Origin of the sequence: Luteolibacter ambystomatis, assembly GCF_018137965.1 — a bacterium.
In the GTDB taxonomy this organism is placed as follows: Bacteria; Verrucomicrobiota; Verrucomicrobiia; order Verrucomicrobiales; family Akkermansiaceae; genus Luteolibacter; species Luteolibacter ambystomatis.
The window spans coordinates 3,808,920-3,824,553 of record NZ_CP073100.1; the positions used below are offsets into that span (position 1 = coordinate 3,808,920).

The window sequence follows — 15,634 nt, forward strand, 5'->3', positions numbered from 1 at the left end:
ACCTCTGCTAATGAGGATGATGCACCCTCTCGCAGTAGAGAGATGCGCACCGCCACTCCTTGGGAAATCTCTACCATTTTTTCCTCGCTAGTTCAAGAGCCCTTTTTACATCAGAAGAACTTCTCGATCGATGAGAAGCAAAAATGTACAAAGAAGCATGAGTCGGCACATAGTTTCCCGATTCTTGCCAAATGACCCATTTCTTCTTTCGAAGCCGATCTATGACCAACAGAACTTGGGCTACCGAAATCGCGGATGATCGAGTCGACTGAAAATTCAATGCACTACATATTTTCTCCGCAGAAACAGGAGAATTCCGCAATATGATTTGGAGTACCTCTGCTTCAGCTAAATGATCTGTAAATCTTGCTTCAAAGAGGATATTCGTATTGCGATATTCAAGAGACTCGAAAACCGAGTTTGCTACTTTGGTGATTTTTTTAGTTGTTTCCTTTGTTAGCTCATCTTCATGGCAAAGCAGTGAAATCGAAACAGTTGGTTTAAAGGATCTAAGATTTTCAAGATTGATCGAATCGACTAAAATTCCAACAGCCTCTGCAATGAGTGCCCCAAGACTTTGCGTGATCGTATCGCGCAGCCTATCCGCGTGCCGAACGATCATGACTTCGGAATCAATTAACTGAGACACTTTGCTACGTAATGTCGAAATCTGCCTTTCCGTTGCTTGAACTGTGTCGTCAATGATCAAGAATGTCACTTCCGGGCCTTCTTCTATTTTAGAATTCTTATACCGACCTCGCGAAAAATCGCGAATGAATTCCCTGATAAGATCATTCATAATCCTAAGATAATTCTGCACTCGGATAGAATCCCTACATGTTTTCTCATTTCGGAGTGCAAAGTTTCTATTGTTGAGAGCTTATGATTATTCAGAATAAGAGCTCCATTTACTAATTCCGCTTTAAATTCCGGGCTATAATCAGCAATACATCTAATAGCGTAACCTGCTGTGAGTAGCTTGGCCATCTCCATGATGGAATGTTCAATTCGCCCTCTGAGTCTGCCGTATTCTTTCGCGGTGACTAAACTTTTTTTTCGAAGGTGTTCTAACTGCTCGATAGATTCCTTTTTGACACTTGATTTTAAATAATCCGGAAGGGCTTTGTGTCCGATTTTAAGCCAATTTTTATGAATATTCGGAAGAGTTGTTCTTAATTCCCAATAACAAGCGTAATAAAATCGATTGAATGCACTGCGTCCAAAGGTATCGATTTTTGCTGCCGCATCTAAACCGCTAGCATAATCTTTAAGATGTAAAGCTACGTCCAGCATCTTTCACGAAGTTAGCTCCCCGACTGCTTGAACGCCAGTCCTCCGACCGTGAGGATGTAACCCAGCAACGCCCAGGCCGCGAGGGTGAGGGCGGCGGTGGCGGCGGGGTGGAGGTTGGAGAAGATGGTGCCTTTCAGGTACATCACGTCGTCGCGCTTCTTGACGGAGTCGCGGATGATGGTCGTGAAGGTGCCGGAGACGGGGGTGGTCTCCTGCTTGTGCTGGCCGCGGATTTCCGGGTAGACCAGCAGGTTCTGCATGGACCGGTTGAAGGGCGAGATCTTGTCGTAGTCCTGGTTCAGCTCCTCGCCACGGGCCTGCCATTTGACCGTTTCCTTCGCGCCATCCGGGGTGAGGAAGACGGGGGTCTTGGTGCGGTTGGCGAAGAACGGGGTGGCGCGGCCGAAGACGTGGGAGACATCGATGAGGCGCTGGGCGGCGAAGCTGGGCACCATCTGGGAGAAGGCGCGCGCGGACTTGGTCATTTCCGGGAACGGGATGACGAAGCCGCCGAAGAGGATCTGCGGGATGAGGATGAGCGGCACCCACATGACGGCCTGGGTGGGGCTGCGGACGAGCGCGGAGATGGTGAGGCCGAGGACGACACCGATCATGGCGGCGGCGAGCAGGCCGCCGAAGCGCAGGCCGAGGGTGGTGACGAGCACCTTGCTGATAGGGATGCCGGAGAAGGTGAGCAGCTTCCCATCCTTGCCGCGGGCGCGCTCGCCATTGGTGAGCAGGAGATCGCGCGGGCCGCTTTCGACGATGTTCGGCTCGAGGTAGAACCACTTCGAGATGAGGGCTAGGCGGTTCTTGGTGCCCTCGGACGGCGGGGCCGGGGGTGCCTGTTCCTTCGGTGCGACGGCGGCGGTTTTCTTGGCGGCGGCACCCTCCTCCTCGCCCCCGACGACATCGAAGTCATCGTCATTGGCGGGCGCGGGGTCCTCCCGGCCGGCGACGGCGGTGACACGCTCGGTGAGGCGGCGGTCGAACTCGGTGCGGTTGAACTCCTCCGGGTGCCAGACGTGGCCGAGGGTGTGGGCGCAGGCGAAGAGCAGCAGCGTCTGCACGGCGGTGAGCGCGCAGAGGAACATCCCCTTGCTGAGGTAGTAGGTCTGGAGGCCGAGGCCGCAGACGCGCTCGCGGCGGAAGATCATGATTTCCCCGATGATCTGCTGGGCGGCATTCGAGCAGCCGAACCACATGGAGGCGACGACGGCGAGGAACATGCGCATGCCGATGTCATCACTGACCCAGGCGATGAGCACGGCGATGACGACGGCCTGGGCGAGCAGGAAGGCGAGGTTCAGCGGGTCCGCAATGAGGACCTTCCACTGGCGCTTCAGAAGGATGTAGAGGGAGACGAGCGAGGGCACCTTGCGGGCCTTGTCCGGCTTCACCGGGCGGGCGACGACGTCCTGGCGCGGGGTGACGGAGGCGGCGTAGGGCGATTGCTGGAAGGCCTGCTCGAGCTGCTCGCCGGTGTGCGCGCCATCGGCGAGGATGGCGTAGATTTTTTCCAACGGGGCCTCCACCTGGCCGGGGTGCACGGTTTCCCCGCCGAGGAAGTGGGCGCGGGCTTCGTCGCTGTTCCCCGCGAAGACGAGGCGGCCGTCCTGAATGAAGAGGAGGCGGTCGAAGAGGTAGGCCTTCTGGAGGACGTGGGTGGTGCAGACGATGGTGATGCCGGTGAGCGCGAGGCGCTGGAGCAAGGACATCAGGTTTTCCTCCGTGGCGGGGTCGAGGCCGGACGAGGGCTCATCGAGAAAGAGGACGGAGGGGTTCGAAAGCAGCTCGATGCCGATGCTGACACGCTTCCGCTGGCCGCCGGAGAGCATGTAGACGCGTTTGTGGCGGTGCGGCTGGAGGCCGAGCTGGTCGATGATGCGGTCGATGCGGGCCTTGATGGCGGCGAGCGGCAGATTCAGGCGCAGGCGGCCGCTGAGCAGCAGCGCGTCATCCACGGTGAGTTCCTTGTGGACGATATCGTCCTGCGGCACGTAGCCGACGCCGAGATCGCGGATGCTCTTGCGGTCCGTGAGCGGTTGGCCGCTGATGCGGACCTCGCCCTCCGAGGCGGGGACGATGCCGCAGAGGGCATTGAGCAGGGTCGATTTCCCCTGCCCCGAGCCGCCGAGAATCCCGACGAACTCGCCGGGGCGGATGTGCATCGAGACCTTGTTGAGGATGGTGCGGCCGCCGGCGCGGCGGACCAGACCGATGGCCTCGATGGTGCCGGAGGAGGCATCGTCCAGCCAGCGGAGCGAGCGGCCATCGTACTCGAAAACGTAGTAGCCGATCTGGAAGCGGTCGCCGTAGACGAGCGGAGCCTTCGAGAAGGCGGAGCCATTGAGGGTGGTGCCGAGGCGGCTGACGTCCTCGATGACGGCCTCCTTGCCCTCGATGCGGATCTTGACGTGCTCGCTGGAGACGCGGTGATCGTCCGCATCCAGATCCACACGGACGGCGGACGGCGCGGCCCCGGCATCGGCGGCGCGGCCGATGACCAGCTCGCCCTTCGCGGGCATGGGAATGGTGGTGACCGGCTGGCCGTTGTAGAGCGGCGGGGCGGGTGCGACCTGGAAGCGGATGGGCAATCCGGCGGCGCGGATTTCATCCCCGGACTGGAGCGGCATGCCGCCGGGCGAAGGCAGCAGTTCGTTTCCATTCAACCACACCGGGCCGGTATTCGGCAGCGGCCGGACGGTCCAGGTGGAGCGCGACGGCTGGAAGGCGAACTCCAAGAGCGAACCCATGTTCGGCGGCAACGCCGTGACGCGGATCTTGTCCGAGGGGGAGTTGCCTAGGGTGGCGAGATCCTTGGGGAGCTCCGCATCGAAGCGGTTGCCATTCGGATCGGTGACGGTCAGCCGGGCGAGCATGAAGAGAGGACGCGGAGGGTCTTGTTAGAGGGAGCCTGCGGCTCTGGATGACAGAGACGGAGGTCGGGCGCTTGGAAAGCGCCGCCACGGTTCAGCGGTCGAAGTCGATGATCACGTCGCGGTTGCTCGGCATCGGCTTCACCGGTGGCTGGCCCGCGGGCTTTTGCGCGGGGGGCTGCGGGGTCGGCTGCGGTTGCGGCGTGGGATTGGCCGGGCGCTGCGGCTGCGGAGCCGGAACGGTGGGTTCGTCCCAGCCGACCTGCACGGTGCGGTTCGCGCCCATCACGTCATTCGGCGTACGGTTCGGCTGCGGTTGCGGACGAGTTGGCTGGGGCTGCGGCGTGGGAGTCGGCGCGGTGCCGGTATTGTCCGCGACGGCGGGCATGGACGAGAGCGACTTGCGGAACTGGGCCGCGATTTCATCGCCGGTCGGTTCCTTCCACTCGCCCGCGGCATTCGCGACGAGCGGGACGACGATCTCGGCTTTGCGACCGTTCTTCGCGAGAATGGTGAAGCCGACCTTCGAGGAGATCGGGTAGTCCGGATCGGGGCCGGTCACGGGGAAAACCGAGGCACGGTCCACCGCGCCATCGGAGCCGAGCGACTTCGCCAGCGAGGCCTGGATGGTCTCGACGGCGGCAAGGTAGCTCTGGCGGGCCTTGGCCGGATCGGCTGCGGCCGGTGCGGAGGACGACGAAGACGAGGACGCGCTGTCGGCTTCCTTTTCCTTCTTCGAGATCTCCTCCTTGAGATTCTTCAGCGAGTCATCGCGCTGGGAAAGTTCCGCTTCCAGAAGCGAAACCCGCTCGCGCAACCCGGGATCGCCCTGGCGGTCGCAACTGGAAAGCCCACAGGCGCATACGGCGGCGATTGCCGCGATCTTGGTGGAAGCGGTCATGGCAAAGACAACCATGCCGGGCCTTTGCAGGCCCGGCAAAGAAAAGTTGTCGTTTTTCAGTTCGAGTAGGAACCGGGCTTGCTGACGGCCTCGAAGCCTTCGGCGGATTCCCGTTTCGGCTTCACCACGACGGTGGTGGTTTTGGTGGTCTTCTTCGGCTGGACCGGGACGTAGTAAACGACGTCACGGCGCGGCTCCGGGCAGGAAGTCAGGAGCATCGGAGCGACCACGGCGGAAGCGAGGATGGTGAGGTATTTCATTTGAGTAAAAGGGAAGGTTGTTTTCAAACGAGGGCGGAGATCACGGACCACCGGCCGGAGATTCCTTCGTGGTGGCGGGAGCCGTGCCACCGGGAAGAGTCGGGTCGGTCACGAGCGAGCCGTCCGGATTGGTGGTCTCGTTCTTGTCACGCACGGCGCCGCGGCGGCCGACGAGCACGGAGTAGGCACCCATGCCGTTGGTCTGGCGGAGGTGCAGGTAGACCTGCACGGTGCCGTTGTAGCCGGAGCGGAACTGGACACCGGCACGGCGCGTCGGGCGGCGGTCGTCGAGGATCAGGTTGCCCACTTCGTCATAGACGTAGATGTCGATGTCGCGGACGAAATCATCGATGCCGGCGAGGAAGACATAGTCCAGGCCGCGGCTGACGGGGACGATGAAGCGGATCAGCGTGCCACCCGCGCCGACACCACTGGTGTTGGTCGGGGCCATGGCGTAGCCGCGCTGCGTGTATTTGACGGCCATCTGGTAGGCGTCGTCTTCGGCGGAGGCCGGATCGGCGAATGCTCTGCCAGCCGGCAGGATGAGGGCGGCGAGGCCCAGGGCAAACAATGCCAGCGATGATTTGGTTTTCATGGGAGTCTACTGGATCGGGGAAAGATCGGTTCGGAGACGGGCAGGTCTTACTTCGAGACAATGCCCTTGATGCAATCGGTGGCGAGCGTCTGCAGCTCGTCCACGTTTTTCTTCGCGATCGGCTTGTCGATGCCGACGTTGACGATCTCGTGCATGCGCGGGAGCGCCGACGCGATCTTCGCCACGGAAGGTGCCTTCTTGATGTCCGCAGGCAGCTTGTCGATCTTCGCCTGGAGGGCGGCGACAAGCAGCGGCTCGCGCAGGATGTTGGAGCTGGCGTCGCTGTAGTGGGCGGAGATCAGCTTGCTGGAGTAGCGGCTGCCCTGAACCCAGCCGGTGACCATGAGCAGGGAGCTGCGCGGATCGTTCGGCTTTTCCTCGAGCTTCTTCATGATGTCCTGCTGGAGGAATCCGAGCTCGCGGAAGACATCCATCCACTTGCCTTCGTTGGCCATGGTGCGGACGCGCTTGGCGCGGGAGAGATCGATTTTTTCATCGAGCTTGTCGGCGAGCTTCTCGATGTCCGAGGCGGCCTTGCCGAGCATCTCGGCGTCCTTCGCCTGGATGGCCATCACGCCATCGGCGATGCGGATGCCGAGCAGTTCGGGAATGAGCACATCCTTGTCGGTGTACTTGTCCGGATCGACGTCCACGGCCACCGCGTTGAAAGTGCCGTTCCAGTCGATGTCCTTGGTTTTCACCAGGAGCGTGAGGGCAAGGAACTTGTCGAGCGGCGTGGGCATGGCCACTCCCTTGTCGACCGCGTTTTTGATATCAATCGGCGGATTCTTCGCGCCGGACTCCTCCTTCTGGGCCTGGACGTTGCCGATGAGGGCGAGACACGAAAGCGAGGCGGCGAGCGCCGGTGTTAGAGAACGCAAGTTCATTGCCCGATGCGCATATCATCCGGCATCCGATCAAAGCAAGATCAAAATGGTTCAGGAACGGCCACCAATCCTTGCTACTGCAATGCAAACAGCACGGTGACCGCCTGCCAGGCGGCGGCCACATTGTGTACCCGCAGCACATGCGCGCCGCGCGAAACAGAGGCGGAAATGCACGCCACCGTCCCGGCATCACGGGCAGATGGATCGGAAAGGTGAAGCACTTCCCCGATCACGGTCTTCCGCGAGACAGGGACGAGGATCGGGCAGCCGAACTGTTGGAGACGATCCAGTTCGCGGAAAACGGTGAGATTGTCATCACGCTGCTTCGCGAAGTCGATGCCGGGATCGAGAATCACCTGGGAGCGGTCGAGTCCGGCGGCATCACAGACGGCGAGTTTGCCTGCGAAGAATGTTTCCATGGAAAACATGACATCCTCCCACTGCTGGTGGAGATGAGGAATCTTCGGCTCGCCGACGCTGTGCATGACGAGCAGCGAGGCTCCGGACTCCGCGCAGAGCCGGGCATTGCGGTCATCGGGGAGGCCACCCATGTCATTGACGAGTTCGACATGGGGATCGGTGACGATGGCGGCGACGACTTCGGGGCGCCAGGTGTTGATGGAAAGCACCGGCGGCCAGACCTGAACGGCATCTCGCGGCTGGCTGCGGACGACGAGATCCTCCCAACCAGCGAGGAAGGAACGCAGACGCGCGATTTCCTCGTCCACGGAAATGGCGGTGCGGTTGGTGCGGGCGCTTTCCGCTCCGGCGTCGATGATGTCCGCGCCGTCCGCGATCTGCTGGCGGGCGATTTCCAGAGCTGCGGCGGCATCCAGCGTGCCATCGCCGCAGAAGGAATCGTCGTTGATATTGACGATGCCCATCACCAGCGGTCGCCGAGGGAAAAGGATTTCGCGGTCGCGCAGGCGCCAGATCATGCGGCGGATCCAACCAGCGGCCGGTGCGCTTGCCGAGAATCGATTCCATTTGCGCGCCTAACATCCCGCGCTAGCTTGCAGGGCATGAATCCGGAATTCAACCGCCGCACTTTCGTCAAACTCGGCGCGCTCGCCGCCGCCTCCACCGCCCTCGTTCCCGGCAAAAGCAACGCCGCCGAAGTGATCGTTCTGCCGGATCTGCCTTATGCGAAGGACGCGCTGGAGCCGCACATCGACGCGCTGACGATGGAGATCCATCATGACAAGCACCACGCGGCCTACATCGCCAAGTTCAACGAAGCTCGTGCCAAGAACGAGGAACTGATGGCCGAACCGCTGATCGACACGCTGCGGACGCTGCCCAGCATCAATGACGAGGCGCTGCGCACCACGCTCCGCAACAATGGCGGCGGCCATTGGAACCACAGCTTCTTCTGGGAAACGCTCGCTCCCGCCGACAAGTCCGGCAAGCCGTCCGACGAGCTGGCCAAGGCGATCGACAAGGCCTTCGGTTCCTTCGATGCCTTCAAGACCGCCTTCGCCGAAGCCGCCACCAAGCGCTTCGGCTCCGGCTGGGCGTGGTTGATCGCCACCGCAGATGACAAGCTCAAGGTGGTGAGCACCCCGAACCAGGACAACCCGCTCATGAAGGGCATCGTCCCGGCCGCGGACCAAGGCACACCGATCCTCGGCCTGGATGTCTGGGAGCACGCCTACTACCTGCACTACCAGAACAAGCGCCTGGACTACATCAATGCCTGGTGGAACGTGGTGAACTGGTCGAAGGTGAACGAGCGGTTCAAGAAGACCGTTTGATCGATCCACCAAACATTTTCCTGAAAACACCCGGCCACTCGCCGGGTGTTTTTGTTTCGCAAGGGAATCTTCCCGCTAGAAAACGTCGGCACGGAGCGTCTATAAGGGTCGATTGCATTCCATTGCCATGAAACCCTCCTCGAAGTCCCTCATTCCCGTGCTATGCGCGGCGGCCCTGGTCCTGCCCGCGTTCTCCGAAGTCGCGGAGGCTCCCGCGAAACCCGCACCCGCCGAGGCCAAGCCCGCCGCAGGCATTCCAATGGCTCCGGACATGGCGCGCTCCGCCAAGGCTTTCCTTGCGCTGCTGAAGCCGGAGCAACTTCAGAAGGCCACCTATCCGATGGATGCGGACGAGCGGTTGAACTGGCACTTCATCCCGAAACCCCGCAACGGCATCCCCTTCAAGGATCTCGATGAGGCCCAGAAAAAGGCGGCGCTGGAACTGCTCCACGCCGCGCTCAGCGACAAGGGCATGGCCAAGGCGGAGACGATCATGTCGCTGGAAGCCGTGCTGGCGGGCATCGAAAACAACCCGAAGCTGCGTGATGCGGGCCTTTACTGCGTGACTGTCTTCGGCACGCCCGGCGACAGCAAGGGCTGGGCTTGGCGTTTCGAGGGTCATCACATTTCCGTCAACATGACGCTTGGGGGCGGCAAGGTCGCCATCACGCCGACGTTCATGGGCTCCAATCCCGGCGAGGTCCGCGTCGAGGGCCCGAAGAAAGGCACGCGCGCACTCGCGGGAGAAGAAGACAAGGCCCGCCAACTGGCAGCGGCCCTTGCGGAAGCAGGCAAGCCGGTGGTGTTTGATCCCAAGCCGCCCTCCGAAATTCTCACCGCTGCCGAGCGCGAAGTGAAGCATTTGGAAGCAGTGGGCGTGCAGGCGTCCGACATGACCGAGGCGCAGGAACTCGTCCTCCAACAGCTTCTTGGCGAATACATCGACCGCTATCGCCCGGAGATCGCCGCAGCGGAGTGGAAGGAAATCCGCGATGCCGGGTTGGAGAAAGTCCGCTTCGGCTGGGCCGGCGGCCTGAAACCCGGCGAGGCCTTCTACTACCGCATCCAAGGCCCTACTTTCCTGATCGAAACCGCCAACATCCAGAACAACGCCAACCACATGCATACCACATGGCGTGATTTCAAAGGCGACTTCGGCCGGGATCTGCTCGCGGAGCACTACAAGGGCCACGAGGAGTAAACCGGTGATTTCCGGAAACCGCACCCATGAAACTTCACGCCGCCGGAATCGAAGCCTATGGCGAGGCGCTGACCAAGCGGGCTCATGCGATTCTGGAACCGCGCCTGGATCGGCGGCTCGCACAGCATCGGGCGGCGCGAATTCTCCCCCGCGTCGTCCGGTCGTCGTTGGCATGGATGCTGATCTGCCTTTCTCTCCAGCGGAGACTCTCACGGCTGGTTTAACCATAGGCCGGGATAGCACAATTTCTCAATCCATTCAATTTGAGCAGGTTTCGTGAAATCCCCCTCCCGGACTTGGCAGGGCGGTGGCGCGGGCTAGACTGCGCCTCCCAGCCGCTCCCGCATGTCCCGCGATTCCCTCAGCCACCGCCTCCTCGACTCGGTTTCGCGGGATTTTTTCCGTCCCCTTTCTAGGGCTTCGGCGGCGCTCTACATCGACTGCGCGGACCGGATCGCGGACACCGCCGGGGATGCCGGGCGCGTCCCGCATGCCGAAGCCATCGCGGTGATCCGCGAGACGCTGGCCGCTCATCCGGGGATCGTGCTGGATGAGGACGAGGGCGCGTCCCTCCGCGATGCCCGCCAGAAGGCCGGCCAGATTTTCAACCGGCTTTGCGATGCGGGTTGGATCGAGGATCAGCAGCTCGGCCTGCATGAACGCTGGGCGCTGGTCTCGCCCGGGCTGCGTCCGTTGCTCCGCCTGCTCCGCGAACTAGCAGAGGACGAGATCGCCGAGCTCACCACCTTCGCCGATACCGTCCGCGGCGTATGCGAAACGCTGGAGCGCGAGGACATTCTCGATCCGCTGCTGCGCACCGCCGATGAACTGCGCGCGACCGTCACTGATCTCAACGCACGTCTTGAGAACGCGGTCATCCAGCTCCACGGCGTGGAGAAACTGATCTCGATCTTCGACCAGCGCCAGCGCGCCAGCGAATCCCCCGCCGAGACGCTGCGGCTGCTCTATGCGGAGTTCGGCGCGGGCCAGCACATGGTGTGCTACGATGCCCTTCGTAGAAACGGCCTGCTGCCGCGCCTCCAGGTTGCCCGTTCCAAGGTGGGCGACAGCCGCGACCAGCCGATGGTGAAGGAACGCCTCGCCGAGGGGCTCGCCGCCCACTACGGCTGGCCAACCGATGAAGCTTACGCCCGTGCCGAGCGCGCGCTGCGTGATCTCGAGCGCCGCCTTGCCGCGATCCGTCTCGTCGCCGATGCGATCGACGCGCGCATGGCGAGCTTCAACCAGCTCTCCCAGCAACGCTACCGTTACCAGACCGAGCTGCGCGGACGCCGCCCCGAAATCATCAAGGCCTACTGCGATGCGCTCAATGCCGCGCATGCCGGTGGACGTCTCGGCGCGATGCGCGATACCGCGCCGGACTTCGCACCACTGGTGCCGGAAATGCGCTGCTTCTATGGCATCGGTTCGCTCGCCCGCACACGCCGGATGAAGACGCCCGCAGACCTTTCCTTTTCCCAAAGTGGCAACCGCGAGAATGACGAGGACGACACGCTCGCCGCGCTGCGCGAGCGCCAGCGTCTCGCCCTCACGCCCCAACGCGCCGCCCGTCTCGTGGCACGTCTCGCCGACAAGCTCGCGGCCACCACCGGCACCGATCAATTCACCGCCTCCTCGGTGGACGAGATGCTCGATCTGCTGGCCACCGCCGCCTACGACCACGCCACCACCATGGATGGAAAGACCATCCGCTGGAAGGTGGAAGGCCACCGCCGCGCCAACGGGCTCGATCCCGAAACCATCCCTCACGACGAACAAGCCGGCTGGCGCATGGAGCGCTTCGCCATCACCCGCCACGCATGAACGACTCCGATCCCAACTGGCCGCGTTTCTGGGCGGACGTGCCCGATACCGACCGCGCGCCGCTGCGCGAAATCCTCGCCGACCTGCTCGGCCGCGGCACGATCATCGGCACGGAAGGTGGCAACCGCGATCTGTTCCTGCTGGCGCGCGATCACTACCGCGAGCATCTCAGCGACTATCTCGCTCCGCTCGGGCTCGAGCTGATCGTCGATGATGACTTCTTCCTCCTCCAAGCACGCCCGCGCCCGGAGACCTGCCTGCTGCTCAGCCAATTCACCAAGGATGAAACGCTGCTCCTCCTGGTGCTGTGGCGCGCCTGGGACGATCATCGCACCACCCAGATGTCGTCCTCCGTCGTCATCACCGTGGACGATCTGTGGAACCGCTTCCGCAATACCTTCGACCAGATCGAGCCGCCGGAAAAAACCCACCTCGATGCCCTGCTCGCGCGCCTGAAGCGCCATCGCCTGATCCGCACCCACAAACCGGATGGCGTCACCCAACTCGGTGAAATGCTCATCGAGGTCCTCCCCAGCCTGCCCCGTGTGATCCCCTTCGATTCCATCGAGGATTGGCTCGCCCGCGCCGCGCTCTATCAGCCCACCGCTGAAGCCTCTTCCAATTAGTCATTTCTCTCCATGCGCGTTCATCTCAGTCGCATCCTCGCCGTGAACTGGTACGGCTACCGCCAGTTCATTGATGTCTCCGGCCTCACACTCATCACCGGAGCGAATGGCTCGGGCAAGAGCGCGTTGCTCGACCTGTTGCAGTTCGTGATGCTCGGCGAAGCGGGCAGCCGCTTCAACAAGGCAGCGGCCGGCGCAGGCAGCGGACGCACCCTGCGCGGCTACTGCCTCTGCGACACCAACACCGTCGGCAAGGACGGCCAGGAGCGTTTCCTGCGCCCCAGCGGCGTGACACTCGCCGGTCTGGAATTCGCATGGCCACTACAAGCTGGTGAACCCGAACCGCGCCGCGAGACCTGGGGCGCTCGCATCGAATACGAAGGCCCGACCGCCAAGCCACGCACGCTGTGGTTCACCGTTCCCGGGCGACTCGAAAAGGAGGACTTCCTCGCCCAACAGCTTCTCGATGACTCGATCGCCTTCCTCTCGGAGGAGGAGTTCCGCGTGCACCTGAAGCGCGATCTCGAAGGCGAGGCATGGGACCGGCAGGCCAGCTATCTCGAAGAGATGGCCTCGCGCTCGCATCTCGGCTTTGACCGGCCGCAGATGAACAAGACGCTGCCGAACTCGATGGCGTTCCAGCCGGTGGACAGCTTCGAGAAATTCATCCGCGACTATCTGTTGGAGCCGGGCCTGCCGGATGTGAAGGCCGTACGCGCCAGCGTGGATGCACACCGCCGTGCCCAGGAACGGCTCGATACGATGCATGACCAGCACCAGCGGCTGGTCCGCATCTGCGACCAGCATGCTGCCTATCACGAGGCCCGCCGCGAGGCCCGTCTCTACGCCCATCTGCGCGATGCCCTCGCCCATGAGGACAAGCTGGAGAAACTCACCGGTCATCGCACCCGCATCGATCAGCTCCGCCTTCAGAACTCCGAGCAACGGGCCGACTACGAATCCGCGGTCGCCGAACGCAACGAGCTCGACCAGCAGCTCGCCGCCGTGCGCCTCGTCGCGGGCAATGATTCACAGATCGCCCACCTCGCGCAGAACCGCAGCCGCCGCGATGAACTCGGTCGCGAGATCGACGCGCTGCGCGAAGCCGCCAAGCACGCGCGCGAATTCCTCTACGAACGCACCCAGCACTGGAAGCACTGGCTGGAACTCGCGAAGTCGCTCGGCCTTGAAGAGCCATCGCAGGCACGCGATTGGATGAAGCAGATGCAGGACACCGAGGAAGCGCCCGCCCTCGATGCCGCCGCGCGCATGACCCGCATCTATCAGATGCTCGTCAATGACGGCCAGGATCAGCTCCGCCCGCTTGAGGAAAAGATCAAGGATCTCGAAGCCCGCGAGGCCCGGCTCCAGCGCGAACTCGATGATCTCGATCGCAAGGGCAGCGCCGCTCCGTCACCATTGCTGGATGCATTGAAGTCACGCGGCCAGCGTGCCGTCGCACTTGGCCGGGTGATCGAGGTAAAGCCCGAAGCGGAACCGTGGTGGCCGCTGCTGGAGTCGCTGCTCGGCCCGAATCGCCAGGCGGTGCTCGCGGAAGATTTCACCGCCGCGTGGGATCAGGCCCAGCGCCTCGGTCACATCGATGAGCCGCTGGTTCATCCGGAGGAACTCACCAAGCGCGAAGCAAAGGCGGGTTCCGTCGCCGACTTTTTCGAAACCGCCAACGATGATGCGAAGGCCTATCTCCGTCATCTGTTCGGGGATGTCGTGGCCGTTGAGAAAGCCCGCCAGCTCGACAAGCATCCGCGCGCGCTTTCACGCGATGGCTGGCTGAAGGATCCGCCGCTGCGGCTGCATCTCCAACCCTCAAAGGAATTCACCATCGGTGAAGAAGGCTTGCGTCGTCTGCGCACGCTGCGCGAGGACGAGTTGGAGCAGGTCCGCGAGGAACTCGTGCGCCTGCGCAATGCCCGCGATGGCTGGAAGCTGTGGCTGCACCGCGGTCAGGAGTGGCACCTCGACAAGGCGGACGCGCCCAGCGGCACCGGTGGTCTTCATCAGCTCCCGCGTTTGAAGAAAGAAGCGCAGTCGCTGGATGAAACCATCCGCCTGCTCGCCACTCCGGAACGTGAGGAGACGGTGGAGAAACTCCGCGTGCTGGAGAAAACTTTCCACGGCGTGATCGAACGCATCGGCCGTCTCGATGCGACCTTGTCGAAATTCTCCCAACAGGAGCGCGAGCTGCTCGACTCCATCGCCTCGGCGGAGGAAGACGAGCGCAGCGCCCTGCACACCCGCCAGTTCAGCCGCGAGTTGCTCGAAGGCGTGCGCGAGGCGGAGATCGCCTCGCAGATCGAATCGGTCTGTGACCAGTTCCCGAAATGGCAACAGCGTATCGACGCCGCCAAGGTGGTCGCGGACACCCGCAGTCACGATGCGGAAAAGGCCCGCGACATGCGCGACATCGAACGCCGCGCTTTGGCCGAGAAGCATCCGGAAACCGCCGAGGTCTTCGATCCCGCGGACGAATCCAACGACCGCTACGAGGCACGCCGCAGGGAGCTGGAGGAACATGAACTCGAACGCTTCCGTGCCGCGGCTGAAGACGCCCGCCGCGAGTGGGAGGATCGCCTCCAGCACCAGGTGCTCGATGTGCTCAAGGAGAAGCTCGATGAAGCGGAGCGCACCAAGCGCGAACTCAATCGCGCCATGGATCACGACATCGGCGGCTGGCGCTACCAGCTCTCGATGCGCGCCGACCGCACCCACAGTGCGATCTGGACGTTGGTCGACAAGGGCCTCAATCCCGGCCTCGAACTTTTCGCTGCAGGCGGCAAGGAGGACATCGAGCGCGCCAAGCAGGCGCTGATGACCGCCATCGAGAATGCCGAGGATCCTCGTCATCAGAAGGCACTCGATTACCGGTTCTACCATCACTGGGATATCCAGGCCACCCCCACCGGCAAGGGCGAAGGCGCCGCGATCTCGCTCAACAAGAGCGCGAAGAAACAGAGCGGTGGCGAAAACCAGGCTCCGTTCTTCGTCGCCATGCTCGCCGCCTTCCAGCGCGTCTATGACATCGGCCGCAAGGAAACGCGCCAGAACCTCGGTGTGGTCATCATGGACGAGGCCTTCTCGAAGCTCTCCGGCGACCGCATCGACGCCTGTCTCGCGCTGGCCCGGAACTTCGGACTCCAGCTCATCATGGCCTTCCCCGAAGACCGCCTGCCGACGATGATCCAGCACGCCGAAACGGTGGTGCAGGCCCGCGTCGAGCGCGCCTATGATGACAAGAGCGGCAGCGTGACGAACATCGAGAACTGGTGCGTCAAGGTCGACCGTGGGAAGCTCGCCGAGGCGCTTGCGTAAGTAGGACGAGTTTCCAACTTGTGCTACTTATCTGCCCCCGTTTTCTCATTGGCCGCGCTAACAAAACCCGCCATCATGCGCGAA

The 15,634-nt window shown here is 62.4% G+C and carries 14 protein-coding genes; 6 read left to right on the top strand and 8 right to left on the bottom strand.

All coding sequences use genetic code 11. The features are described from left to right. Positions 1–70: 70 nt before the first annotated feature. The 8 genes from KBB96_RS14575 to folP all read right to left on the bottom strand — a co-directional run bounded on the left by KBB96_RS14575 (position 71) and on the right by folP (position 7,753). Positions 71–799: a hypothetical protein gene (locus KBB96_RS14575; protein ID WP_211630177.1), complete on the bottom strand. Its 729-nt coding sequence runs from the start codon at positions 797–799 to the stop codon at positions 71–73. Next, positions 796–1,293, bottom strand: coding sequence for a hypothetical protein (locus KBB96_RS14580; RefSeq protein WP_211630178.1), 498 nt, complete (start codon positions 1,291–1,293; stop codon positions 796–798). The genes KBB96_RS14575 and KBB96_RS14580 overlap by 4 nt, the downstream gene beginning before the upstream one ends. A gap of 11 nt (positions 1,294–1,304) precedes the next feature. After that, complete coding sequence (locus tag KBB96_RS14585; protein WP_211630179.1) at positions 1,305–4,175, bottom strand: ATP-binding cassette domain-containing protein; 2,871 nt, start codon at positions 4,173–4,175, stop codon at positions 1,305–1,307. A 91-nt stretch (positions 4,176–4,266) separates the two neighbouring features. Continuing rightward, positions 4,267–5,073 carry a hypothetical protein gene (locus KBB96_RS14590; protein ID WP_211630180.1) on the bottom strand — a complete coding sequence of 269 codons (807 nt, stop codon included), beginning with the start codon at positions 5,071–5,073 and terminating at the stop codon, positions 4,267–4,269. A gap of 56 nt (positions 5,074–5,129) precedes the next feature. Beyond that, complete coding sequence (locus KBB96_RS14595) at positions 5,130–5,333, bottom strand: hypothetical protein (protein ID WP_211630181.1); 204 nt, start codon at positions 5,331–5,333, stop codon at positions 5,130–5,132. A gap of 40 nt (positions 5,334–5,373) precedes the next feature. Beyond that, complete coding sequence (locus KBB96_RS14600) at positions 5,374–5,928, bottom strand: hypothetical protein (RefSeq protein ID WP_211630182.1); 555 nt, start codon at positions 5,926–5,928, stop codon at positions 5,374–5,376. A 47-nt stretch (positions 5,929–5,975) separates the two neighbouring features. Continuing rightward, complete coding sequence (locus KBB96_RS14605) at positions 5,976–6,815, bottom strand: hypothetical protein (protein WP_211630183.1); 840 nt, start codon at positions 6,813–6,815, stop codon at positions 5,976–5,978. Between the two features lie 74 nt (positions 6,816–6,889). Continuing rightward, a complete protein-coding gene (gene folP / locus KBB96_RS14610; protein WP_226373549.1) occupies positions 6,890–7,753 on the bottom strand; it encodes a dihydropteroate synthase in 864 nt (287 codons plus the stop codon). An 84-nt stretch (positions 7,754–7,837) separates the two neighbouring features. Between folP and KBB96_RS14615 the strand changes: the two genes are divergently transcribed. The 6 genes from KBB96_RS14615 (at position 7,838) to KBB96_RS14640 (ending at position 15,550) form a co-directional block, all read left to right on the top strand. Beyond that, complete coding sequence (locus tag KBB96_RS14615; RefSeq protein ID WP_211630184.1) at positions 7,838–8,569, top strand: superoxide dismutase; 732 nt, start codon at positions 7,838–7,840, stop codon at positions 8,567–8,569. A 127-nt stretch (positions 8,570–8,696) separates the two neighbouring features. Then, positions 8,697–9,770, top strand: a complete 1,074-nt coding sequence (locus KBB96_RS14620; RefSeq protein WP_211630185.1) for a DUF3500 domain-containing protein — start codon at positions 8,697–8,699, stop codon at positions 9,768–9,770. Between the two features lie 26 nt (positions 9,771–9,796). Continuing rightward, entirely contained in the window at positions 9,797–9,994 is a 198-nt protein-coding gene (locus KBB96_RS14625; protein ID WP_211630186.1) for a hypothetical protein, read from the top strand. 121 nt (positions 9,995–10,115) lie between these two features. Beyond that, the gene (locus KBB96_RS14630) at positions 10,116–11,594 is read left to right on the top strand and encodes a Wadjet anti-phage system protein JetA family protein (protein WP_211630187.1); all 1,479 of its coding nucleotides are present in this window, start codon (positions 10,116–10,118) and stop codon (positions 11,592–11,594) included. Next, positions 11,591–12,220, top strand: a complete 630-nt coding sequence (locus KBB96_RS14635; RefSeq protein ID WP_211630188.1) for a DUF4194 domain-containing protein — start codon at positions 11,591–11,593, stop codon at positions 12,218–12,220. Before KBB96_RS14630 ends, KBB96_RS14635 begins: the two co-directional genes overlap by 4 nt. A gap of 12 nt (positions 12,221–12,232) precedes the next feature. Continuing rightward, positions 12,233–15,550: an SbcC/MukB-like Walker B domain-containing protein gene (locus tag KBB96_RS14640; protein ID WP_211630189.1), complete on the top strand. Its 3,318-nt coding sequence runs from the start codon at positions 12,233–12,235 to the stop codon at positions 15,548–15,550. Positions 15,551–15,634: the final 84 nt, after the last annotated feature.